The organism is Ferrovibrio sp. MS7 (assembly GCF_038404985.1).
Classification (GTDB): Bacteria; Pseudomonadota; Alphaproteobacteria; order Ferrovibrionales; family Ferrovibrionaceae; genus Ferrovibrio; species Ferrovibrio plantarum.
Genome location: NZ_JBBKBA010000001.1, coordinates 1 through 23,953 on the forward strand (window position 1 = coordinate 1; position 23,953 = coordinate 23,953).

The 23,953-nt window shown below is 58.9% G+C and carries 19 protein-coding genes; 8 read left to right on the plus strand and 11 right to left on the minus strand.

Features of this window, described 5'->3' with window-relative positions:
* Positions 1–183, minus strand: a 183-nt coding sequence (locus V6B08_RS00005) for an NAD-dependent epimerase/dehydratase family protein (protein ID WP_341976798.1), incomplete at its 3' end; no start/stop codon positions are given.
* Positions 184–230: 47 nt separating this feature from the next.
* Positions 231–1,286, minus strand: coding sequence for a GDP-mannose 4,6-dehydratase (gene gmd, locus V6B08_RS00010; protein ID WP_341976800.1), 1,056 nt, complete (start codon positions 1,284–1,286; stop codon positions 231–233).
* A 448-nt stretch (positions 1,287–1,734) separates the two neighbouring features.
* Between gmd and V6B08_RS00015 the strand changes: the two genes are divergently transcribed.
* Positions 1,735–3,189: a mannose-1-phosphate guanylyltransferase/mannose-6-phosphate isomerase gene (locus V6B08_RS00015; RefSeq protein ID WP_341976802.1), complete on the plus strand. Its 1,455-nt coding sequence runs from the start codon at positions 1,735–1,737 to the stop codon at positions 3,187–3,189.
* Between the two features lie 26 nt (positions 3,190–3,215).
* Here V6B08_RS00015 and pgmG read toward each other — a convergent pair whose 3' ends face one another.
* The 6 genes from pgmG to V6B08_RS00045 form a co-directional block, all read right to left on the minus strand.
* Positions 3,216–4,598, minus strand: coding sequence for a phosphoglucomutase/phosphomannomutase PgmG (pgmG, locus tag V6B08_RS00020; protein ID WP_341976804.1), 1,383 nt, complete (start codon positions 4,596–4,598; stop codon positions 3,216–3,218).
* 37 nt (positions 4,599–4,635) lie between these two features.
* A complete protein-coding gene (locus V6B08_RS00025; protein ID WP_341976806.1) occupies positions 4,636–6,006 on the minus strand; it encodes an NAD(P)/FAD-dependent oxidoreductase in 1,371 nt (456 codons plus the stop codon).
* Positions 6,003–6,401 (minus strand): GtrA family protein, encoded by a 399-nt coding sequence (locus V6B08_RS00030; RefSeq protein WP_341976808.1) that lies wholly within the window; start codon positions 6,399–6,401, stop codon positions 6,003–6,005. The genes V6B08_RS00025 and V6B08_RS00030 overlap by 4 nt, the downstream gene beginning before the upstream one ends.
* The gene (locus V6B08_RS00035; RefSeq protein WP_341976810.1) at positions 6,391–7,350 is read right to left on the minus strand and encodes a glycosyltransferase family 2 protein; all 960 of its coding nucleotides are present in this window, start codon (positions 7,348–7,350) and stop codon (positions 6,391–6,393) included. Before V6B08_RS00035 ends, V6B08_RS00030 begins: the two co-directional genes overlap by 11 nt.
* The gene (locus tag V6B08_RS00040) at positions 7,334–8,026 is read right to left on the minus strand and encodes an NAD-dependent epimerase/dehydratase family protein (protein WP_341976812.1); all 693 of its coding nucleotides are present in this window, start codon (positions 8,024–8,026) and stop codon (positions 7,334–7,336) included. The genes V6B08_RS00035 and V6B08_RS00040 overlap by 17 nt, the downstream gene beginning before the upstream one ends.
* 102 nt (positions 8,027–8,128) lie before the next feature.
* Positions 8,129–8,863 (minus strand): class I SAM-dependent methyltransferase, encoded by a 735-nt coding sequence (locus V6B08_RS00045; protein ID WP_341976814.1) that lies wholly within the window; start codon positions 8,861–8,863, stop codon positions 8,129–8,131.
* Between the two features lie 210 nt (positions 8,864–9,073).
* Between V6B08_RS00045 and V6B08_RS00050 the strand changes: the two genes are divergently transcribed.
* The 7 genes from V6B08_RS00050 (at position 9,074) to V6B08_RS00080 (ending at position 19,787) form a co-directional block, all read left to right on the plus strand.
* Positions 9,074–9,967 (plus strand): glycosyltransferase family 2 protein, encoded by an 894-nt coding sequence (locus V6B08_RS00050; protein WP_341981543.1) that lies wholly within the window; start codon positions 9,074–9,076, stop codon positions 9,965–9,967.
* A gap of 7 nt (positions 9,968–9,974) precedes the next feature.
* Positions 9,975–11,279, plus strand: coding sequence for a glycosyltransferase family 4 protein (locus tag V6B08_RS00055; RefSeq protein WP_341976817.1), 1,305 nt, complete (start codon positions 9,975–9,977; stop codon positions 11,277–11,279).
* A 41-nt stretch (positions 11,280–11,320) separates the two neighbouring features.
* Entirely contained in the window at positions 11,321–12,451 is a 1,131-nt protein-coding gene (locus V6B08_RS00060) for a glycosyltransferase (RefSeq protein WP_341976819.1), read from the plus strand.
* Between the two features lie 29 nt (positions 12,452–12,480).
* Positions 12,481–14,898 carry a glycosyltransferase gene (locus V6B08_RS00065; RefSeq protein ID WP_341976821.1) on the plus strand — a complete coding sequence of 806 codons (2,418 nt, stop codon included), beginning with the start codon at positions 12,481–12,483 and terminating at the stop codon, positions 14,896–14,898.
* 128 nt (positions 14,899–15,026) lie between these two features.
* Entirely contained in the window at positions 15,027–16,022 is a 996-nt protein-coding gene (locus V6B08_RS00070) for a GDP-mannose 4,6-dehydratase (RefSeq protein WP_341976823.1), read from the plus strand.
* A gap of 33 nt (positions 16,023–16,055) precedes the next feature.
* A complete protein-coding gene (locus V6B08_RS00075; protein ID WP_341976825.1) occupies positions 16,056–17,696 on the plus strand; it encodes a glycosyltransferase family 4 protein in 1,641 nt (546 codons plus the stop codon).
* A gap of 123 nt (positions 17,697–17,819) precedes the next feature.
* Positions 17,820–19,787: a hypothetical protein gene (locus V6B08_RS00080; RefSeq protein ID WP_341976827.1), complete on the plus strand. Its 1,968-nt coding sequence runs from the start codon at positions 17,820–17,822 to the stop codon at positions 19,785–19,787.
* 6 nt (positions 19,788–19,793) lie between these two features.
* On the opposite strand, the gene V6B08_RS00085 is transcribed toward V6B08_RS00080, so the two are convergent.
* Genes V6B08_RS00085 through V6B08_RS00095 form a run of 3 tightly spaced genes read right to left on the minus strand, consistent with a single transcriptional unit; the run spans position 19,794 to position 23,754 of the window.
* Complete coding sequence (locus V6B08_RS00085) at positions 19,794–21,797, minus strand: sulfotransferase (protein ID WP_341976830.1); 2,004 nt, start codon at positions 21,795–21,797, stop codon at positions 19,794–19,796.
* Entirely contained in the window at positions 21,794–23,041 is a 1,248-nt protein-coding gene (locus V6B08_RS00090; protein WP_341976832.1) for an ABC transporter ATP-binding protein, read from the minus strand. Before V6B08_RS00090 ends, V6B08_RS00085 begins: the two co-directional genes overlap by 4 nt.
* Positions 23,041–23,754 (minus strand): ABC transporter permease, encoded by a 714-nt coding sequence (locus tag V6B08_RS00095; protein ID WP_341976834.1) that lies wholly within the window; start codon positions 23,752–23,754, stop codon positions 23,041–23,043. Before V6B08_RS00095 ends, V6B08_RS00090 begins: the two co-directional genes overlap by 1 nt.
* Between the last annotated feature and the right edge of the window lie 199 nt (positions 23,755–23,953).

The window sequence follows — 23,953 nt, forward strand, 5'->3', positions numbered from 1 at the left end:
GCGGTCGCAGATATCGAGCTGCACGAAGCGGTGCAGGCCGGGATTGGGCAGGTTGGCGATGTTGTCCAGGTTGGCGGCATAGGTCAGCTTGTCCACCGTCACCACCGACTCGCCAGCCGCATTTAGCTGCCGCACCAGCGCCGAGCCGATGAACCCGGCACCACCGGTTACGATTACCGTCATCGCCTCGCCTCCTCAACGCGCCCCGCCCGTGCTATTAGACAGCAGCTTTATTCGGCTACAGGGTTGTGCGCCAGCTTCATGTCAGCCGCCACCATATCGGCGATCATCTGGCGGAAGCTGATCCTGGGCTTCCAGCCCAGAATGGTATTCGCCCGCTCAGGGTTGCCGAGCAGGTAATCCACTTCGGTGGGGCGGAAATAACGCGGGTCGATCTGCACCAGAATATCGCCGGTCTTGGCATTGACGCCAACTTCCTCAAGCTCGCTGCCGCGCCACTCGATCCTGACATCGGCCTCTGCGAAAGCCAGTTCGACAAATTCGCGCACGGTATGCGCCTCGCCGGTGGCCAGCACAAAATCATCCGGCTTGTCATGCTGCAGGATGCGCCACATGCCCTCGACATAATCACGGGCATCGCCCCAATCACGCAGTGAGTTCAAATTGCCGAGATACAGCCGGTCCTGCTTCCCGGTCACGATGGCGGCCACCGCGCGGGTGATCTTGCGGGTGACGAATGTCTCGCCGCGGGTCGGCCCTTCATGATTGAACAGGATACCGTTCGACGCGAACATGCCATAGGCTTCACGGTAGTTTCGCGTGATCCAGTAGGCGTAAAGCTTGGCGGCGGCATAGGGGCTGCGCGGCTCGAAAGGCGTATATTCGGATTGCGGCGGCTTGGCATTGCCATACAATTCCGAGGTCGATGCCTGATAGAAGCGCACCTTGTCGTTCAAGCGCAGGATACGGATCGCTTCCAGAAGGCGCAGCGTGCCCAGCGCGTCCGAATTAGCGGTGTATTCCGGCGTCTCGAAACTGACCTGCACATGGCTTTGCGCCGCCAGGTTATAAATCTCGTCCGGCTGCACTTCCTGAACCACACGGATCAGGTTGGTGGCATCGGTAAGATCGCCATAGTGCAGGAACAGATTGACGCCGGACGTATGCGGATCCTGGTAAAGATGCTCGATACGGCCAGTATTGAAGGATGCGGAGCGGCGCTTCAGGCCGTGAACCACATATCCTTTCTGCAATAGCAGTTCCGCCAGCAAGGCACCGTCTTGACCCGTTACGCCCGTGATAAAGGCGACTTTCTTCTTATCCATACAGCAAGCTTTTTCTATGCAGGTTAAAGAACAAGACGTTATATTTCATTTTTTTGGGTTGAGCCAAGCCGTAGCATGAAGTCGAGCAATTGCCTCCGTATTAAACCTTAAGGTTGCGGCGCACGCTGCAAACATGTAAATGCCAACCGAATACTTTCGCTTAGCTCTGAGTTCTATATATGCAATCTGTCCACTATTATGCCCATTTTATGGAGAGAATCTATAACTTTTGAGACATAAAAAAGTCTTATGGAATAGCATTAGGGTTGCTCAGATGCTATACGACCAGTCGATACAATTCTTCCATGGCCTTGAACGAAGGCGACCACTTGCTGGGCTGGAGCGTTTAGTTTACGAAATCTACAGTTTGTTTCTCTAATCTAGCCTCAGCTATTAAAGCAGCGGACAAATCATAGATTTTTATTATTTGGATGAAGAAACGGCCATTATGACAACAGCAGCCATTATTGTCCCCGTGGTTCTTTGCGGCGGTACCGGCACCAGACTTTGGCCTTTATCGCGCCGGGCGCTGCCCAAACAATTCCTTGCAATGGATGGCGAAGCCACCATGTTGCAGGAAACCGCCGCCCGGCTGAGCAATCCGGCACTGGAACCCACTTGGTATGTATGCAGCGACGAGCATCGTTTCATGATCGCCGAACAGCTGCGCCGCACCGGGCTGCCAATGGGGAAGATTCTGCTTGAGCCGGCGGCCCGCGGCACCGCGCCGGCGGCGGCCATAGCCGCCCTGGCCTGCCTCGCCCAATATGACGGCGCGGATAACGACCCGCTGCTGCTGGTGGCGCCGGCCGATCATGTTGTGCGCGATGCCGGCACCTTGCTCAACACCATCCTGGCGGCGGCCGACGCCGCCCGGGCCGGCCATATGGTGGTTTTCGGCATCGAGCCGGATGCGCCGGAAACCGGTTACGGCTATATCAAGGCCGGCGCCGCCCTGGCGCATCAATCAGCCGGCGCCGCGGCAACCGCCCGCCATGTCGACCGCTTTGTGGAAAAGCCGGATCGCGCCCGCGCCGAAGCCTTCCTGGCCGAAGGCAGCTATTACTGGAATAGCGGCATCTTCCTGTTTTCCGCCCGGCGCTTCCTGGCCGAACTGGAACAGCATCGCCCGGATATCCTGGCGGCCTGCACGGCAGCGGCGCAAAACCTGCTAACCGATGCCGATTTTGTCCGCGTCGATGCCGGGGCTTTTGCCGCCTGCCCGTCCGACGCCATCGACACCGCGGTGATGGAACGCACCAGCAAGGCCACCGTGCTGCTGTTGAGCGCCGGCTGGAGCGATGTTGGCACCTGGTCGGCGCTGTGGGATATCGGCAGCCGCGACGACGACGACAATGTGACACGCGGCAATGTCCACGCCATCGACTGCACCCGCTCATATCTGCGCAGCGAAGGACCGCTGATCGCCGCCCTGGGCGTATCCGATCTGCTGGTGGTGGCCACCGATGATGCCGTGCTGGTGGCGCCACGCGACCGGGCGCAGGATTTGCGCCAGGTTGTTGATCGCTTGAAACAGGCGCAATGCGAAGAAGTGGAGCAAAGCGCCACGGTTTACCGGCCGTGGGGCTACTTCCGGCGCATCGATGCCGGCGCGCGTTTCCAGGTCAAGCATATCATGGTCAATCCGGGCGCCAGTCTGTCGTTGCAGATGCATCATCACCGCGCCGAACATTGGGTGGTGGTCAGCGGCACGGCCCGCGTGGTGCGCGGCGACGATACTTTCCTGCTATCGGAAAACCAGTCGACCTATATTCCGATCGGCGTGACGCACCGGCTGGAGAATCCCGGCCGGCTGCCGCTGTCGCTGATCGAAATCCAGTCCGGCAGCTATCTGGGCGAGGATGATATCGTGCGCTTCCAGGATACGTTCGGGCGCGTCTGAGCAGACCGCAGCTCGCCGGCGCCCCCTCAATAGCCGGCAGGCCGGGCGATGCCGCAGGCGTCGAGATGCTGCCAAAGCGAGGCGAGCAGGATCGGCAGCCCTTCCGGCGCCGTGGCCTCGCAGCGCGCCACCAGCACCGCCTGTGTGTTGGAGGCGCGCAACAGCCACCAGCCATGCTCGGTATCGGTGCGGATGCCGTCCACGGCATTGAAGGCCGTGCCGGCGGCATGCAGCCGCTCACGCACCTCTGCAATCACATCGAATTTGCGTGAATCGGCGCAATCGATGCGGATTTCCGGCGTGTTGTAGAGCTTGGGCAGGCGCTTGCGCCAATCGGCCAGGCCCTGATCCGGCCAACCGGCAACAATGCCGAGCAGCCGTATCGCGGCATAAAGCGCATCGTCGAAGCCATAATAGCGGTCGGCGAAAAAGATATGGCCGCTCATCTCGCCGGCCAGCGGCGAGCCAATATCGGCCATCATGGTTTTGATGAGCGAATGCCCGGTGCGCCCCATCACCGCCTTGCCGCCCAGCTTGTCGACCTGATCGAAAAACACCTTCGATGCCTTCACATCGGCAATGATCGGAGCGCCCGGCCGATCCGCCAAAATCTGTTCGGCAAAAGCGATCAGCAATTTATCGCCCCATAGAATCTCGCCCTCGCCATCCACCACGCCGATGCGGTCGCCATCGCCATCAAAAGCAATGCCGAGATCGGCACCCTGGGCGCGCACCGCGGCAATCAGATCGATCAGGTTGTGCGGCTCGGTCGGATCGGGATGATGATTGGGGAAACTGCCGTCGATCTCGCCATAGAGAACCGTGTTCTGGCCCGGCAGGCGCTGCGCCAGCGCCGTCGCCACCGCGCCAGCGGCGCCATTGCCGCAATCCCAGACCACACGCAGCGGCCGGCCCGGCGTGAAATCCTGCAGCAGCCGCTGCACATATTCCTCGAATACCGAAGCCTCCGTTGCCAGGCCGTCGCCCTGCTCGCAATCCCCGGCGGCAGCCAGCCGGCCGATATCGAGAATATCGGCGCCAAAAAACGGCTTGTTGCCAAACACCATCTTGAAGCCGTTGTGATTGGCCGGATTATGCGAGCCGGTAACCATGATGCCGCCATCGGCATGCCGTGCCTTGGCGGCGTAATACAGCATCGGCGTGGGGCCGCAGCCGATCTGCACCGCCGTGCAGCCGGTGCTGGTCAGGCCGCGCACCAGGGCGGCGGCCATTGCCGGGCTGGAAAGCCGGCCATCCCAGCCGACGCAGACGACGCCGCCGCCGGCGCGGCGCACACGGGTGCCGAAAGCGCGGCCGATCGCATCGGCATCGGCTTCCCACAGGGTTTCGCCGACAATGCCGCGAATATCGTATTCGCGCAGAATGCTCTTATGGAAAACATGCGTCATGGCAATGCCCCGGAATAACAATCGGCACCGCGCCGGCTTATGCCTGCGGCTTGGTGGCAGACAGAGAATTCACGATGTGGGCAGCCACCTTCTTGCCTTCACGAATGGCATAATTGGTGCCCCGATCCTCAGGGTAGACCTGCGCCATGGTGGAAATCAGCACATTCTCAAGCGGCGTCTGCATGCCGGGCACGATCTTGGAATAATGCTTCTCCACGATCGGCTGGGCGTAATCCGCACGCCAGACATAATGCTGCTTGATCCAAGATTTCTCCATCGCCGGAAACATGCGCTTTAGATGCGGCATGGCGAATTCGAGCAATTCGTCATCCGGCATGGTGTAGAACGCATCGGTGGCCGGCAGATAGCGCGACAGATAGACGATATGGCTGTTGCCGTAATATTGCGGCGGCTCAAAATTAGTGTGTTCGATCACGCCGACAAAGGGAAAGCCGGGATCGTTTACGTTGAGCCAGTAGGTACTCGACAAGCTGCGGTCGAGTTGCAGCACCAGGCAGATATTGGCCAGATACTGCACCCTCCGCAGCGCCTGTAGATAGGTTTCCGGCGCGGCATCCCGCAACAGATCAGCCGCGTCGGGCAAAGCCGTTGTCAGCAGCACGCTCTTGGCCTTGTAGATACCCTTCGAGGTTTCCACCGCCAAGGCGCGACCATTTTCGGCGATCACCCGCTGGGCGGATTGACCGGTTTCGATACGGCCGCCGCGACGCAGGATTTCCTCGCCCATATGCCGCGCCAGGGCGGCGAAGCCGCCACGGTAATAGGCCAGCATCTCCTTGCCGCTATTGGCGCGGCTGCCGCCACGCAGCACCAGCTTTTTCCAAAACCAGACGGCGGAAATCGTATCGGCGAAAACACCGAACTTGCCCACCAGCAGCGGCTCCCAAACCACCTTGAATACCTTCTCGCCGAACAATTCGAGCAGCCATTCGCGCGACGAGCGGTTTTCCAACTGCATCCAGTCTCGCACTTGGCGTGCTCGCAGCACGCCGATGCCAAGCCGTATACGTTCCAGGAATGGCAAGGCGCTGAACCGCAGCAGGTCGACCGGCGTGCTTAGACGGAAAAAATTATTCGAGAAATACATGCCGGTGCGCGCTTCATGCGTCACCACCGAATCGGTGCGCCCAAGCTCGGCCACCAGATCGGTCACTTCACGGTCGCTGACAAACCAGTGATGATAGAATTTCTCCAGTTCGAAGCCGCCGATATCGAAGCCGCCGGCCAGGCCGCCAAGCGACGCATCCTGCTCTAGCAGCAGTACCGAGCGGCCCTGGCGCGTCAGATCGAGCGCGGCCGAGAGGCCGGTGAAACCGCCGCCGACGATCAGGCAGTCAACCGCTGCGTCTTCGGCGGCTTGAGTTGTCGGGAGAGTTGCTTGCGTCATGGAGTAGCCTGAGCTGATTTGAATGTAATCAGGCGGTTCAGGCTGAATTGCAGTACCAGAACAACGCCAAGGGTGAGAAGTTTTGCCAGAATCGGATGGATGGCCAGCCTGTCGATCATCCACCACAGCATCGCGGTGGAGACCAGATAGCCGGTGAAGGCGACACCGCAGAAAACCGCAAGCCGCAAGAGCGGCCGGTCGAAAACCTTGAAGGTGAAAGCGCGGTTGAGCACAAAACTGAGAAGCGTGCCGCCGGCATAACCGGCCAGATTGGCGAACTGGTACCATATGCCGGCCTGTATCAGCACGGAATAGAGTATAAAATCCATTGCCACACCACTGCCGCCGCACAACGCATAGAGTACAAACTGCCGCAAGGCAGGATTATTGAGCATTTTCATCTTCAACATTAGCACTGGCCGCGACCGTATATTGGGGCTTGCCGGTCAGCATCATGAAAATATTGCCGATATATTCGCCAACAATACCGATGCAGGAAAGCTGTGCTCCGCCCAGGATCAGCGAGGCGACAACCACGGAAGACCAGCCGACCGGCATGGCATTCCAGGTGAAACGCTGTACCACCAGCAGAATGGCCAGCACAAGGCCGCTAAAGGACAGCAACAGCCCCATCAGCATGGCAATGCGCAGCGGAATAATGGTGGTGGAGGTCGACATCCGCATCAGCAGCCGGGTGGATTTCAGCAGGCTGTAGCCGCCGGTGCCATGCAGGCGCGGATGATGCTTGGCCTCGACCGAGGTGATGTTGCGCGTTAAGCTGAGGATGATGCTGTCGATATAGATCGACACGCCGCGGTATTTCACGATCTCGTCGGCGAGTTCGCGCGAAAAAGCCTTGAACGGCGACAGGTAAAGGTCTTTCGGCTTGCGCAGCAGAATGCGCGCCAGCATGTCGTTGAACTTACTGCCCAGGCGCTTCCACAGCGCATGATGCCGGGCCGGAAATTTCGCATAACAAACATCGAAACCGTTGCGCACCTGCTCGCACAGCATGGCGATATCATCCGGCGCATGCTGCAGGTCGTCGTCCATGGTGACGACTATCTTGCCGCGCACGGCATTTAGGCCGGCCATGATGGCATTATGCTGGCCAACATTGTGGCGCAGGTTGAAACCGCGCACCATCGGATTGGTCTTGCACAATTCGACGATCACCTGCCAGCTGTTATCCGGCCCGCAATCATGCACCAGGATCACTTCGAAGGAGCGATCCTGCAAGGCTTCGCGAATCCTGGCGATAAGATCTGGAAGTATTTTTTCGCTTCTATAAACAGGAATGACTATGGATATGTCATATTTCTTTGACCTAACCATGGCGGACATAATACTTCCTTAGTATCTTTTCGAAGTAATTGCTGGGAAATTCTACTCCAGCAGCCGCCATTATAGCAGCCATATCAGTAGTATCAACATGATAGGGCGTACCCAGCGGCAGCACTTCATATTTGCCGACCCGGCCGAGAATAACCTCGAAAGCCCGCACAATATCCAGGGCGGTGACCGCGAAAGGCGGAAAGACATTCATGGCGCCGCTTGGCAAGGCTTCGTTATCAATTACATAGCTGCAAATCCGGCAGACATCTTCAATATCGAGCAGCGCCCGCGGCGCCCTGGCCCAAACGTTGAAACTTTCACCGGCCTTGATCTTGTCATGCAGAAAATTCGCCAAGGTATTCGGATTGCCGATATTGCCGACAACCTGCGGCAGACGAAAAATATAATGCCGCGGCGCGGCGGCGGCGATCAGCGCCTCCATGGCCAGTTTATGCCTAGTATAACGGCTGTCCTGGCGCTCCGGATCAAAAATACTGCAGGTGCTGAAATAAACGAAAAGCCTGTCAACGCCGCACAGATGCCGCTCAAGCAAATTCTGCTCGCGGCTATAGGCGGCCTGATCGGTTTCGGCAGAATTCGAAACCCCGGAAGCAAAAATGACTATATCGTCCCTGCCGCTATATTTACGGAAACCTTGCGCAAGCAAGCCGCTGCCAACAATCATTTTTAATCATTCCCCCGAACCACGCCGCCACCAGTATGTTGTTGGGTCGGTGAAGTTGCAACGCTCGTCGTTTTCAGGCCAGACAACCGGAATCCGGCGCGGTCATGCCCGCCTTGCCTGCAACCAGACGGAGCCGCCGAAAGGCAGCCCCAATCCATAGCGGTTCAGCCATTCTTCTTGGCGCGCAATGGAAAACAACGCCGTGTTGAGCCAGGGAGCGAGCGGCCGCACATCGCTGGCGGTCTGCATTTTACCGACGCTCATGCGGTGCAGCAGCATCAGGGGAAATAACAGGCTGTTCCAATAGCCCGCCGCCTCGATGGCAAACCCGGCCTGCCGCAGCCGCTGCATGGCCTGCCGCTTGGTGTAGCGGCGGACATTATGGACATGGATGTCATGCGGCGAATTCATCCAGGAATAAGCCGGCAGGTTGAGCAGAAGACGGCCGCCCGGCTTCAGGCAACGCAGGAATTCCGCCAAGGCGGCAGCTTGATCCACCCCGGCATGGCACAGTACATCGTCTGAAACGATGGCATCGAACGCAGCATCGCCAAACGGCATTGCATTGACCGAACCTTCGGTCACCGGCAGGCCGGATTTGGCCCGCGCCATGCCGGCCGCCTCGGCATTGAATTCCAGGCCGTGCAACACCAGCGCCGGCATCTGCTGGCGCAGAAAACGCAACAGGCCACCGGTGCCACAGCCAGCATCCAGGACATGGCCGGTCGGGGCGAGCCGCAGCGCCGCGAGACGCTGCTGCTGGATACGGTGCAAAGCCCTGTACCACCACAACGTCTCCTCAACCGCGGCCATGCGGTCATATTCATCCTGATCCATATTCCGCCCAGCAGTCTCGGGAAAGCCGGCGCCGGCGCATGCATTGCTCCCGGCGGCCGGCCGCAAACTAATCGCGGGAAAGCCGATTTACAACGCCTATTGGTTCAGCATAAATTTCGGCGCTGCGTGAAACAGCGCCTGAAAATCTACACTTTTCTTCATAAAGCCCATAATATTTCCCGGCGTCAGGGAAAGGTCGCAACCATGGTCATGTTCAGCGTTATTACACCCTCATTCAATCAAGGACAGTATATTGAGAGAACCATCTTAAGTGTTTTAAATCAAGGAAATGCAACTTTTAAGTATAATGTTTTCGATGGCGGCAGCAAAGACGATACGGTTGAAATCCTCCGCCGCTATGGCGACCGGCTAAGCTTTGTCAGCGAACCCGATGGCGGCCAGGCGGCTGCGGTAAATCGCGGCCTGGCCGCCGCCGATGGCGATATCATTGCCTGGCTCAATTCGGACGACATCTATTATCCCGGGGCTTTTCAGGCCGTGGCCGAGATTTTCGAGCGCCACCCCGAGGTTGACTTCGTATATGGCGAGGCCAGCCATATCGATCCCGCCGATGCGGTGATGGAACGCTACTATACCGAAGCCTGGAATCCGGAACGGCTGCGCGATGTCTGTTTTCTGTGCCAGCCGGCGGTATTCTTCCGGCGCCGCGTGGTCGATCGCATCGGCCCCCTGAACAGCACCCTGCGTTTCTGCATGGATTATGAATACTGGCTGCGTGCCGCCCAGGCCGGCTGCGTATTCCATCATACATCCGCGCATCTGGCCGGTTCGCGGATGTATCCCGAGAACAAGACCCTGGCCAACCGCGTTGCCGTGCATGGCGAACTGAATAGCATGCTGCGCCAGCGCCTGGGCAGGGTTCCGGCCCGCTGGCTGTCCAACTACGCCCATGCGGTGGCCGATGCCCGCGGCATCGAACGCCAGGATCATGCGCGCTTTGTGAAACACCTCACCCTCCATCTGATCTATGCCGATCTGCGCTGGAACCGGGGCCTGGGCAAGGAAGTGCGCGGACTGATCCGCGAATGGAACGGCCCGCTGATCGGCAAATATCCCCTGCTCGGCAAATTGCTGCGCGATTAGGAGCATCATGCGTATAGGCTTCGATGTCAGCCAAACTGGTCTGCTGCGCGCCGGCTGCGGCAATGTCGCGTATCAAACGATCCGTGAATTAGCGCAGATCGACAAGACCAACAGCTATCTGCTCTACCCGAATTTCGGCGACCTGTTCTGGGACGAGAACTGGCGGCAGAGTACCGTGCTGCCGATGCAGTATAACTTCCATCGCGGGCTGCACCAGGATACGTACGAAAAGCTGCGGCAATTCTGGTATAATCCACCGCCGGATCTGGAACACCTGCTGGGTTCGCCGGACGTGGTGCATAGCCACAACTTCTATTGCCCGCCGCATCTGCGTAAAGCCAGGCTGGTCTACACGCTCTATGACCTGAGCTTCATCAGCAACCCTGAATGGACCACGGAAGCAAACCGGATCGGCTGCTTTCGCGGCATCTTCCAGGCCAGCCTCTATGCCGACCGGATCATCTCGATCTCAAAATTCTCCCGCGACCATTTCCTGTCGCTGTTTCCGCATGTCGAACCGGAAAGAGTGGAAGTGGTGCCGCTGGCCAGCCGCTTCACCAGCGCCACGCCGCTGCCCTGCCCGGCCCGGCTGGCGCCGTATGCCGGCAGCGACTTCCTGCTTTCAGTGGGCACGCTTGAACCGCGCAAGAATTACTTCAAGCTGACCGAGGCTTATGCCCGCATCCTGCATGGGCGCGCGGATTGCCCGCCGCTGCTGATCGCCGGCGGCAAGGGCTGGATGTTCGATGGCTTCATGCAACACTTGGCCGAACTCGGCATCGCCGACCGGGTGCATATGATGGGCTTCTGCAGCGAGGAGGAACTGCAATGGCTGATGCAGAACTGCACGCTGTTTCTGTTCCCGTCCTATTGGGAGGGTTTTGGCCTGCCGGTGGTGGAGGCCATGAGCCAGGGCGCTTTCGTGGTGACATCCAATGTCAGTTCGCTGCCGGAAGTGGCCGGCGACGCGGCATTGATGGTGGATCCGCATGATGTGGCCGCCCTCGCTGCGGCGATCTGCAAGCCGCTGGACGATGCCGAACTGCTGCGCGCCGGACGCGAGCGTTCGCGGCTCCAGGCCGCCAGCTTCTCCTGGCGCAAATCGGCCGAACAGGTGCTGAATATTTATCAGGATACCGTCAACAAACCGAAAATCCACAGCCAAGTGGAGATGCAGCCGGCGGCTGTGCCTGACATGGCCGAATCGGTTGACATCATCGCAGCGGCCGACACTGCCGAAATCACCGACACCCGCGAAACCAAATCATGGTGGCGAGGATTGCTGGACCGCTGGCAGAGCCGCCAGCAATGAGCGGTTGCGCCGCCGGCACGGCCCAAAGTTTCAGCATCTCGGTGCCGCTGCGCACCGGGCTGGAGAAGCTGCACGGCGCCTTGGCCAGTCTGGCGCAACAGGAGGTTGCCCTTAACTATGCCCTGCTTGATGCCAGCGGCGATGCCGGGGTGGACAGCATCGTGGCAGCCGCCGGCTTGCGACCGGCCTATTCCTACTACCGTACGGCGGATGGCGGGCAGGCGGCCGCCATACAGGAAGGCTGGAACAATACTGCGGGCTCGATTCTCGGCTGGCTGAATGCCGATGACCGCCTGCTGCCCGGCAGCCTGGCACGGGTCGGCAGAATCTTCGACACCCATCCCGAGATCGATATTGTGTACGGCCAGGCCAGTTATCTGGACGCGGACGGCGCCTTCATCGGCTACTTTCCCGCCTATGCACCTGATACCGCCAGGCTGGACCGCAGCAACACGATCTGCCAGCCGGCGGCCTTTGTGCGCCGCTCCGCCGTCGAGCGGATCCAGGGCCTGAATACATCGCTGCATTATACGATGGACTGGGATCTGTGGCTGCGCCTGCGGGATGCAGGGTGCAAATTTCTCGGTATAGATACTGTGCTGGCGGTCGTTATCAACGACTCGAATACCAAGACCAACAGCGGCGGCGGCGCGCGCGCGGAGGAAATCGCCGCCATTCTGGCCCGCCGGCCGCGCCGGCCGGTTGAGCGCCTGCAGGATTGGGTCGGCCAGGCTTTTGGCGCCGCCGCACTGGCTGGCCGGCAGACGGAATGGCGCTTGCTATCGGCCTTGTTGGCCTGCAAACGCGGCTTATCCGGCGCTGGCCGGCGGGACCGCCTGCCCGGTTTCAGATACGGCCTACAGCCGCTGAGCAACGAGGTTGCAGGCCGCTGCACTGTGACACTGCCGGTGCCGCCCGATCAGCTGCCGGCACAATTCTCGCTGTTCAGCGACAGCAGTGGGCCGTTCCGCCTCAGCACCGATCCGGCACACCCCACCGCCACCCAGATGCTGGTGCCGCAGGGCCGGGTGCGGCAGCGGGGTATCGGCGGCATGCATCTTGCGTACAAGCACGTGACATCCGAACCCGTTACCTGGTCCAACCCATTCATTGCCGGCATCGAAGGCCCCGATCGATGGCGGCTGGTCGCCGCAAAAGCGGAACGCCTATAACCAGCCCGATTAGGGAAAGCCGCCTCATCATGAAAGCCATTATTGATATCCGCGCGCTGATACCGGAGAAATCCGGCGGCATCATCCAGAATATCATCGGCGTCTTGCGCGCCTTGTTCAGCCTGCCAGACAGCAATGATGAATATGTAATAGCCTGCTGCGTATTCAATCGGCACCTTGTGGAAGATATTCCCGGCAGCAAGGCGGTTATCACGCTGCCTCTGCACCAATATTATGACCAGCTTGAGGCATTGCGGCTGAAGCAGCAAGCCGACGTGATTTTTCATATCTATCCGCGCGGCGACTGCGTTGACTACGATCTGTCGAGACGGGTTTTTTATATCCCCGATCTGCAACATGAGTTTTTTCCGGAATTCTTCAACGCCGAGATTATCAAGGGCAGGCAGAACGCATTCACACCGGTGCTGAACCATGCCGGCGCCATCGGCACGATCTCGGAATTCTCCAGAAACACCGTGCTGGCGCATCCGGAATGCCGTTGCGCAGACATCTTCCTCATGCCGCCGGCCCTGCAGCTTGAACATGCAGAAATCCGGCCCGACACATTGACCGCGGCCGAGCAAAAGCAGATCCCCGACGGCGACTTCCTGTTTTTCCCCGCCAATCTGTGGCCGCACAAGAATCACCGGCGCCTGTTCGATGCCCTGCGCCTGCTGTCCAAGCGGCATGGCATCGCCATTCCGCTGGTGCTGACTGGCGCGAAGAACGACTGGCCGGCATTGGCCGCACAATATCGCGACCTGACGATCCGCCATCTCGGCTATGTGCGGGGTGAGCTGGTCAGCGCCCTGCTCGCCAGGGCCACGGCTTTATGTTTCTTCTCATTATACGAAGGCTTCGGCATTCCGCTGCTGGAAGCCTTCCATGCCGGCACGCCGGTTGCGTGCAGCAACACCACCAGCCTGCCGGAAATTGCCGGCGATGCCGCGCTCTACGCCTCGCCGCTCGATCCGGAAGCAATGGCAGACACGCTGCACCGGCTGATAACTTCTCCCAATCTGCGGCAGGACATAGTGGAGCGCGGACGCCAGCGTCTGAAACTGTATTCCTGGAAGCAATCGGCGCTGAACCTGCAACAAGCCCTGCGGCGTGTGGCGCGGCGTGGCGGCATCGGCAGATCCGTGGCCAAAACCAGCGATAAGCAAGTCGACGCCAGGCCGCTGGTTTCGATCATCACCCCGTCATTCAACCAGGCCCGTTTCATCGCCGCCACCATCGACAGCGTTCTCGGCCAGACTTACGACAATATCGAATATATCGTGATGGACGGCAATTCCACCGACGGCACCGTGGATATCCTGAAACGCTACGACGCCCGCGTGCGCTGGATTTCGGAGCCGGATGACGGGCAGACCGATGCGATCAACAAGGGTATGGCGCTGGCAAAGGGCGACATCCTGGCCTATCTCAATTCGGATGATGTGTTGGAGCCAACGGCGATCGCCGAGGTGGTGGCGTATTTCACCGAGAATCCCGCCGTCGACATGGTTTACGGCGAAGCCCTGTATATCGACGAGGATGGCGCCGAGATCGGCCGCTACAACACCCAGCCCTACACCAACGACGCCCTGGTCTATGACTGCATGATATGCCAGCCGGCGGCCTTCTGGCGCCGCCGTATCGCCAGTATCGTCGGGCCGTTCGATGCAGCGCTGCATTATGCGATGGATTACGATTACTGGCTGCGCATGCGCAAGCTGAAGGCCAGCATCACCCATGTGCCGAGGGTATGGGCACGCTCGCGGCTGCATGCCGATACCAAGACAATCGGTCAGCGCGGCAAGGTGTTTGGCGAGGTCTTCGATGTCTGCCGCCGCCATCTGGGCTTTATCGCCACACAATATTTTGAGGGCCTGTGGCACTACCGTCTGGTCGAAAGCCATCCTCGGATGGGGCCGCTGATCGGTTCCTTCCCGTCGATCTGGCGCCTCGTCGCCCGGCTGCACCGGGTGATCTATTTCCAGCAGCAGGGCATGCTGAGAACAATCGTCGGCTCCAAGCTGCGCTCCATGTCATATCACGGCTCGCGTCTGACCGGCCTGATCTACAACACCTACCGCCGCCTGCGCCGCAGCCGCAACAATGCCGGTGAAGTCCCGCGCTCAGTGGCCGGCTTCTGGGCCGATAACTGGTTTTCTGGCCATACCGCCATAACCTATGCCACGCACCAGAAGCCGCAACAGGCTTTTCTGCGCGGCGTGCCGCCGCTGACCTGCGATCTGGATATTACGCTGAACGGCAAGAGCCTGCTGCATCGGCAACTGGGCGGCGGCGAGCATGCCAGCATCACGCTCAACCTGCCGGCAATGCGCCCCGGCGACCGTTTGGTCGTGGCTTTCTCGAAATGGGAAGTGGAGGTGGGGGGCCGGCCTCTGGCCTTCCTGGCCGATAGCACAAATCTGTTCGCCGAGAGCGACCACCTGTAGCGGCCAGGTGGTTTCGTCTCGCATTTGTAGCGGCAGATGAATTGGGCTAGAATATCGGCTGAATTCCAAGGCATTCCGCCCACCAGATCGGCTAAACTACCGAATATACGGAGCGCTCGACATCTTTCATGACACAAGTAAATAAAACAAAAAGGGCGCTTATTTTTGGCATATCCGGGCAGGATGGCGCTTATCTCGCCGCCCATTTAAGCAGAAATGGTTATAAGGTCTTTGGTTCTTCACGCGGATCAAATGAGAATAGTAAGGATAATTTGCGCAGAATTTCCCCTGATCTGCTTGATTCCGTTGATTTTCTTACCACAAGCCTTGAAGACTTGCCTTCGTTAATTACATTGCTGGAAAAAATCGAGCCGGATGAGATGTATAATCTCGCCGCGCAGAGTTCGGTCGGGCTTTCCTTCGACCAGCCGCGCGCCACTTTCAACAGCATTATCGGCACCACGCAGAACCTGCTGGATGCGATCCATCTGAGCAAGGCGCCGATCCGTTTCTACAATGCCAGTTCCAGCGAATGTTTTGGCGCCATCGATGGCCCGGCGGATGAAACCACGCCTTTCGCGCCACGCAGCCCCTATGCCATCGCCAAGGCCGCAGCGCATTGGCTTGTCACGAGTTATCGCGACGGGCGCGGGCTGCATGCCAGTTCCGGCATCCTGTTCAATCATGAATCGCCGCTGCGGCCGGTGCGTTATGTCACCAAGAAGGTTATCAATGGCGCCCTGCGCATTGCCTCCGGGCGCAAGGAGCGGCTGAAGCTCGGCAATCTGGATATCCGCCGCGATTGGGGCTGGGCGCCCGAATATGTCGATGCCATGTGGCGTGTGCTGCAACATTCTTCCGACGATTATGTGATCGCCACGGGCGAAAGCTACAGTCTGCGCGAATTCGTCGCCTATTGCTTTGAACGGCTCGGTCTCGACTGGCTCGACCATGTTGATGTCGATCCCGGCCTGCTGCGTCCATCCGAAATTCCCTATAGCGGCGGCAATCCAGCCAAGGCCGCGGAAAAACTCGGCTGGCGCGCGCAAAGCAGGATGCAGCAGGTGGTGGAACAGATGCTGGCTGCGGAAAAGCTCGCCTTGCAGGAATCCGGGGAAATATAAACCAGTGTCGCCGCTGCCGAAAACGAGAGTGCCGTGAATACCGAGACGCAGAAACTGACCTTGCTGGTGGATTGCATGCCGATGCTGAGCGGCGGCGAAAATGGCGGCGCCAAATGGGCTGCGATCGGCATCGTGGACAGCATCACGGCGGTGCATCCGGAATGGCGGGTCATCGTCATGTGCCGCGCCATGGTGGCCGATGAACTGCGCGCCGCCCTGCCCAATGCCGAAATCCTGATCGGGCTGGACAGCAGCGGCATGCATATCGCCGGTCTTCGGCTGCCCCGGCTGCGCGATGGCCATCGCATCGATGCCATCCTGTGCCCCTTTGTCGGCCCGCAAATTGTGCATCCCGATATTCCGATTGTTTCCGTGATCTACGATGTTCAATTCCAGTATTACCCCAACTTCTTCGCGCTGGAGGATTTGCACGCGCGCGCGCGCAGCGTGGTCGATGCGCTCGGACAAAGCGACCGGGTGATCTGTTGCTCCGATGCCACGCGCAGCAGCCTGATAGATTTCTACACCTATGATGCCGAGCGCATTCACGCCATTCAGCTGCGGCTGGCCGACCGCCTGCCCGGCACCACGAATGGCGCACGGCACCTCGCCGAGCTTGGACTGAAGCCTCGGCAGTATCTGCTCTATCCGGCAAATGCCTGGTTGCACAAAAACCACGCCATGCTGTTGCTGGCCTATACGCTCTATTGCCGCCAGGCGGGCGAGGACAGCCTGACCCTGGTCTGCACCGGCACCGGCCCTGGCCATGAAATGGATATCGTGAAGGATGGCATCGAGCGCATGGGCCTGGCCGGCAAGGTTCTGCTGCCCGGCTTCCTGGATGCCGACAAGCTCGCCGCACTGTTCGACGATGCCTTCGCCATGATCTTCCCGTCGATGTTCGAGGGCTTCGGCATGCCGGTGCTGGAAGCGATGCAGCGCGGCATCCCGGTATTGTGCAGCGACCTGCCGCCGCTGCGCGAACTGGCTGCGGATGCGGCGGTGTATTTCGACCACCGCAAGCCGGACGAGATCGCTGCCGCCATACTGAAATTGCAGGCCGATCCGGCGCTGCATGCCGAAATGATCGAGCGCAGCCATGACCGCGCCCAGCCTTATACCGACCGCCTGGAAATGGGCCGCGACTTTGCCACCGTGATCGCCGATATGGTGGCGGCGCGCAACGCCGCCAGACCGGCGGGCGATACCAGGCTTTATGAATACGGCCATGCGATTACGCCGGCCAATCCGGCTGAGATGGAAGACTTGCTCGGCGATGGCTGGGCACATTCAGAGCCGCATGGTGTATGGGCCCTGGGCGAGCGCAGCGTGCTGTTCGTGCATGCCAATACAGTGTCCAGCAATGTCACCCTCGACCTCGAATTCTCACCCTTCCTGGCGCCAGGCCAGGTGGGCCAGCGGGTGGGACTGTTCGTAAACGGCAAGGCCCAGGGTGAATGGCTGATTACACGGCCTGGCGAAGCTGTCAGCGCGGAAGTGCCAGTGCATGTTTGGAATATCGGGCGACCGACGGAAATCACCCTGCTGCATCCGGATTACCAATCGCCCAGTGCGCTGGGCATGAGCCCGGATGAGCGGCGGCTTTCGATCAGCCTTAGCCGCTTCTCGGCCACGCTGGCGCCGGTTTCGGCCATACCAGAAGGCACCGACTGAAGATGTGGTGGCAATCGGCAAGTCGGCCACTAAGACCGGCTCGGCAAAAAGATCGGCGCGGGATCAACACAGGCCGCCAGAATTGCGGGACGGCTTTAATACTTGAAGTGGAGCGGGGGCAAAATGCGTGATATGGCGGCAATATGGCAGCCCCGGCTCCGCCTGAATCTCAATCATCTGCTGCTGCTTGGCGGCCTTTGCTGCATCCTGGTCTTTATGCTGATACTGCCCGCTCAGCGTGTTGGCGATGGCAGCGAATATTACGCTATGTATCTGTCGTGGCAGGAAACGCTGCGCCCCTATATGACCGAAACGGCCTACCAAGCCTACGCAAAATTCATGGCAAGCGGACAGGTTCCTGGTCTGGTTTCACGGACTCAGTTGGAGAATGCCTTTCCAGCACTACGCCTTGGCACCACCTCGGATTTCAATCACTTTTGGCTCTTCAGTTTTCTAGCTTTTGTGATCGGCAAGCTGACCAGCCTGCTGCAGATCGGGATCCAGCTGCATACCGGCTTCATCCTGCTGCATTTCATTCTGCTATCCACCACGATATTGCTGGCCTACCGCTTCTACAAATGGCCCGGTGTTACCACCGTTCTCATCATGACATTCGCCTCGCCGATGTTCTGGTTCATCGACAAGGCGCATACCGAGTTCTTCACCTATTGCCTGGTGCTGTCGTCCATCATCCTGCTGTTGCAGGAACGCTTCTTCCCTGCTGCTTTTTTCCAGGCCCTGGCGGCGACGCAAAATCCCAGCTTCGCCATCATCGCCGCCTTCATCCTGCTGCTCAGCCTGGTACGCCAGCCGGGCCGCTCCTATGGCCTGTTCGAATTGATTTTGGCCGGCGCAATTGGCCTGCTGGTGCTGCTGCATCCGTCTTATTATTTCTTTCGCTTTGGTGTTGCCACACCACAGTTACTCGCCGGTGGCGCCTCACTGGGCGGTAATCTGTCATCCTTCCATGTCTGGCTGCTCGATCTAGATATCGGCTTGCTGCCCAATTGGCCGATCGGCACGCTCTCCCTGTTGCTGGCGGCACTATTTTTCCTGAGCGCCCCACGCAGCTTCATATGGTCCAAGCAGAAGCTGGGCATCGCCGCTTTCATCCTGTTCTATCTGCTGATCAATCTTTACGCCCATTCCTCCACCACCAATATCAACAGCGGCGCCACGCCGGGCCTGTCGCGGTATTCCTTGTGGTATCTGCCGCTTGCATTCCCTTTTTTCATCTATGTCATCGTCAAATTGTCAGAACGCCTGGTAGCGGCTTCGGCCGCCGCAATGGCCTTCTGTGCGCTGGCCATGCTGAGCCTGTATCAGAATGTGCCTATCCGCTCGGAATCCTATACAAAACCAGCCTATCTCTCGATGCTGGTGCAAAGCCGACTCCCTTGGTTTTACAATCCACCACATGAAGTATTCCTTGAGCGTTACACACCATTTGGTGAAGCCGTTCATCTTCACGCCATGCTTATGGCTGTTGGTCCAGACTGCAAAAAAGCGCTGGTCATACCATTTGGTGATAGGCAAACAGTCACTTCGCCAACGCATTGCTTTCTAGATAATCAAAAACTCAAGGCTATTGCTTCTGAGCTCATCGGAAAAATGAAGCGACCGGATTATATCTCGCTCAGCACTGAACAGGTAAAATCAGCACGACTTACCATTAATACCGGCCAACGCTACAAGGTGGGCATGGATCAGCCCGGCAATTTCCTGCTCCGTTCGGGTTGGAGCGGCATCGAGCCGTGGGGCGTATGGTCAGAAGGTGCACAAGCCGCAATTGCTTTGCCTTGTGATGATGACCGTTTCAATGCCAAAGAAATGTTCCTAGGTTTTCGCGTATTTGAAAAACAGACCTTGACTGTAAAGGAGGCTAATGGCGCCGTATTGTGGTCCGGCCAGGTAGCTGGGGCTGCAGCATCTGTAAAATTTGATATGCGGAGGGAAAATTGCCAAAGCGGGCAATATCTCATCCTGTTGGATATTTCCAACCCGACCTCGCCGAGCGAACTAGGCCCGTCGAATGACCGGCGCAAGCTCGGTATCGGCCTCGTCGAAATGATGATCGGCAATACGCTTTAGAACAACTCACGGCTTGGCTTTCAGCCATGCCGTGAGTTGTTCAATCGCCTTGCCGCGCGCGGCACGGTCAGCTTCTGATTCACGCAGCAAGGCTTCCAGCTGATTGACCGCCGCCAACCGCGCGGCGCGATCAGCTTCGGCCACTTCAAGCAAGGCTGATAATTTTTCCATCGCCTCGCCACGCGCGGCACGATCGATTTCAGATTCTTGTAACTGCGTCACCAACTGTTTTATCGCCTCGGCATGATCCAGCTCTGCGGCCTGCAATTGCAGCCCGAGCTTGTCGATAGCTGCGCCACGGGCCGCACGATCTGCTTCCGATTCCTGTAACTGTCTACTCAACGTCTCAATAGCCCCGGCCCGCGCCGAACGATCCGCTTCAGACTCCTCCAACTGACGACTCAATTGTTCAATAGCCCGGGCACGATCCGCGCGGTCAGCCTCCGCTTCGCGCAATTGCCGCGTCAGCTCGTCAATCGCCCCAGCCCGCGCCGTACGATCCGCTTCAGACTCCTCTAACTGACGGCTCAATTGTTCAATAGCCCGGGCACGATCCGCGCGGTCAGCCTCCGCTTCGCGCAATTGCCGCGTCAGCTTGTCAATCGCCCCAGCCCGCGCCGTACGATCCGCTTCCGATTCTTCCAACTGGCGGCTCAATGTCTCAATAGCACGGGCACGATCCGCGCGGTCAGTCTCCGCTTCGCGCAATTGCCGACCTAATTGTTCAATGGCCTTGATCCGATCCGCGCGGTCCTTCTCCGCTTCGTTCAATTGCCCGGTCAACAAATCCATTGCCTGGCCGCGCGCGGTCCGATCCGCTTCGGCTTCCTGCAATTGCCGCGTTAATGTCTCAACCGCTGTGCCGCGGGCAAACAAATCGGCTTCCATTGCCACCAGCCTGCGGCCGATGCTTTCCGCTTCCAGCTTCAGCGCGACATGCTCGGCGAGCAGATTGGCCAGCCGGCCCCGCATGCCGGATTCGACATAATCGGCACTCCCAGAGAAGATGAAGCCTAGATCGGCCTGCTCGCCCTCGGATAGCGGCTGCGCCAGGCTGGCTGCCCGAATCTGGTCGGCTATCCGCGTATCATACAAGCGCTGCGCCTGTTGCCGGTATTGACCGGCGCGGCGCGGATCGGGCACCGGCATGCCACTAGCCGCAGCATGCTGCACCATCTCGGCATAGCCCCAATCCGTCACCACATCGACGCCGATCCATCCCAGCAGTTGCGCCAGTTGCTCCGGCGCCAGGCTGCGCCAGGTATCGCGCGACTGGCGGTGCACTGCCTGCGTTGCCAGGATTTTGCGGTCGCCCATATCGCCATCGGCGCGGCGCTTATGGCTGAGCTTGATCTGCTCGGCAAGCTGCCGATTGCTGCGCTTGCGACCGATAAAATCATAAATCTCGGCCAGCAGCTTCACCGGATCGTCAACCAAAGCCTCATAATGCACGGTGATCTGGCGCTCTGGAAAATAGGCAGCAAATCGATCCAACAACCGAGGGCCGAGCAGCAGATCGAAAACAAACGGATCGTCCGGCGCCTGCCGCATCAGCAAAAACGGATCGATATTCCAGCTATCCCGATAGGATAAGGCGACATTGACCGGATTGCGGCGCAGGATGATGAAACGGGCGGCCGGAAACAAATCCGCGATCTGCCCTGCAATCTGATAATAGCGCGGCGTCTTGTCGAGAAATATCGCGCATCCCGTATCAGCCAGCTGTGTATTATAGGCTTCGCGGGCAAAATCGCGCTGTGCCTTGCGTAAATTGTCATCGCCGAGAAAACGACGCACGGCACTGCCGATGGATTGCGAACCGGCTGGATGGCGAACACCCACGCAACCGATTTCCAAGGCCGCGAACATCAGCCAGGGTTCAGGCGGCGCCAGGATTTTCGGGTCGTTGCCCAGCATCTCGGCCAGCAAAGTGGTGCCGGAGCGCGGCAGGCCGAGCAGAAACAGCAGGTTCTCGCCGTTTATACCGATTCCCGCCGCCGGCGCGGTCATTGCTGAACCTGGATCGATGGCGGCGCAGCCAGCAACACATAGCCGGCAGCAGCGCTGCTGCCCAAAATCTTCAGCGGAAAGGCATCGATATATCGGGCGGCAAAATCATGCAAATTGCTCTCGCGCGAAATGCCGCAAGTGATGAAATAATCGCCTGGCAGCAATCCGCCGCGCACGGCCCAACGCAGTTCCAGATTCATACCGATGGCAGGGGTGACTTTCCGCACCTGTTCAAACAGCGTATTGGTCGACAGCACCACATCGCCGCGTTTGTTCACCAGGCGGATGCCGAAAACCGGATCGGCCAGGGCGGCATGGAACGATACGCTGTAGCAGATATCGAATGCCTCGCCCTGGCCGACCGTGCCGACCCTTTTATGCTCTGCATTCTCCAGCCACACGCCATCGATGGTGCAGGCATCCGAACGATAGACGATGGCGGATTCGGATAGCGGCAGATATTGCGTTTCTGGTGTTTCGGGCGGCGGCGCGGCCACAGGCAGCGCCTGCCGGGTACTCGACATCACATAGGCGCGGGTCACATCCGCCGGCTCGCCTTCGGCGGCAATGCGGCCCTTGTCGAGCCAGATAACGCGATCGCAAAAGCGGTTGATGGCGTTCATGTCATGCGACACTAGTATCACCGCGCGATCCTTGGCACCGATCAATTGTTCGATCCGGCGAAAACATTTGAGCTGAAAATCGGCATCGCCCACCGCCAGCGCTTCATCAATAATCAGGATATTCGGCTCAAGAAAGGAGAAGATCGAAAAAGCGATGCGGGTCAGCATGCCGGAGGAATATTTCCGCGCCGGGATATCGATGAAGTCGCCGATGCCGCAGAATTCAACAATATCGGCCTCGCGTTCGGCGGCATAGCCGGCCGGAAAGCCGAACATGGAGGCGGCGGCATGAATATTCTCCCGGCCGGTGAGATCCGGATTGAGACCGGCGCCCAGTTCAAGAATCGCCAGCACGGTGCCCTTCAGCGACACCCGCCCGCCCGAGGGCAGGGTGCTGCCCACCAGGAGTTTCAGCAACGTGCTTTTACCCGAGCCGTTGGCGCCGATCAGGCCAAGGCATTCGCCCGGCATAACCGTGAAATTAACCCCGTCCAGCGCAACGATTTCACTATGGCGGGGGGCTGCCAATGGCAATAGCATCTGCAACAGCCGGTCCCTCGGCCGCTTGAACAGGCGATAGCGTTTCGACAGGTCTTGCGCAGAAACCAGCGGTGCCGTCATCACAGATTATCCCGCACTTCATATTTCATGCCGCGATACAGCAAGCCAGCGCAGCAGGCCAGAAAAATCGCCCAGCCGCCGGCCAGCAACCATTGCAGCGGGTCGCCGGCATGATCGTAGAGCAATTGCTCGCGCAGCAGGATCATCGGCGCGCTGAACGGGTTCAGATAGAGCAGCCAGCGGAAACTGTCGCCAATGGCGGTGACCGGATATACCACCGGGGCCGTCCAAAGCAGCAATTGCAAGGCCGCCGGTAGCATCAGTTCCACATCACGGAAAAATACGTTGAACAGGCCGCAGATCATCGCAAGCGAGAAAGCCTGTGACAACACCAGGATCAATGTAGGCACCGCCAACAGCCAGGTTGCGGTTGGTCCGATGCCGAAGATGACGATGAAGAACAGCACAAGAGGGAAGCTGATAAGCAGCCCGACCAGCACCAGCAGCAAACCTTCCACGAAGAAAAAAACCAGCGGCACCGGCAGCCGCTTAATTGTATCGGCATTGCCACGCAGCACATTGGTCCCGGTGGAGATCAGTTCGCTACAGAATTGCCAGACAAAAAAGCCGGTGGCGAGGAAAAAGCCATAACTGATGCTGGCATTTTCGGCGACGATGCGGGTGGGCATGACCTGGGAAAAGATCAGCCAGAAAATACTCAGCATGATGATGGGATGCAGAAATGCCCAGAATGGGCCGGCCAGCGACAGCAAGTATTTCTGGCGAATCTGGACCCGCACCCGATTGAACAAAAACCCGGCATAGCCCGGAGCGTTCATGAACAAATCCCCTCGGCTCGACAGCGTGGCGTTTTACTCAGGGCAGGCGCCACGAACAAAATATTATCTACAATTGATGTAGTTACCGAATTCATTAGCCACCACATTTATTGATTGAATACTTTCGGAGAGC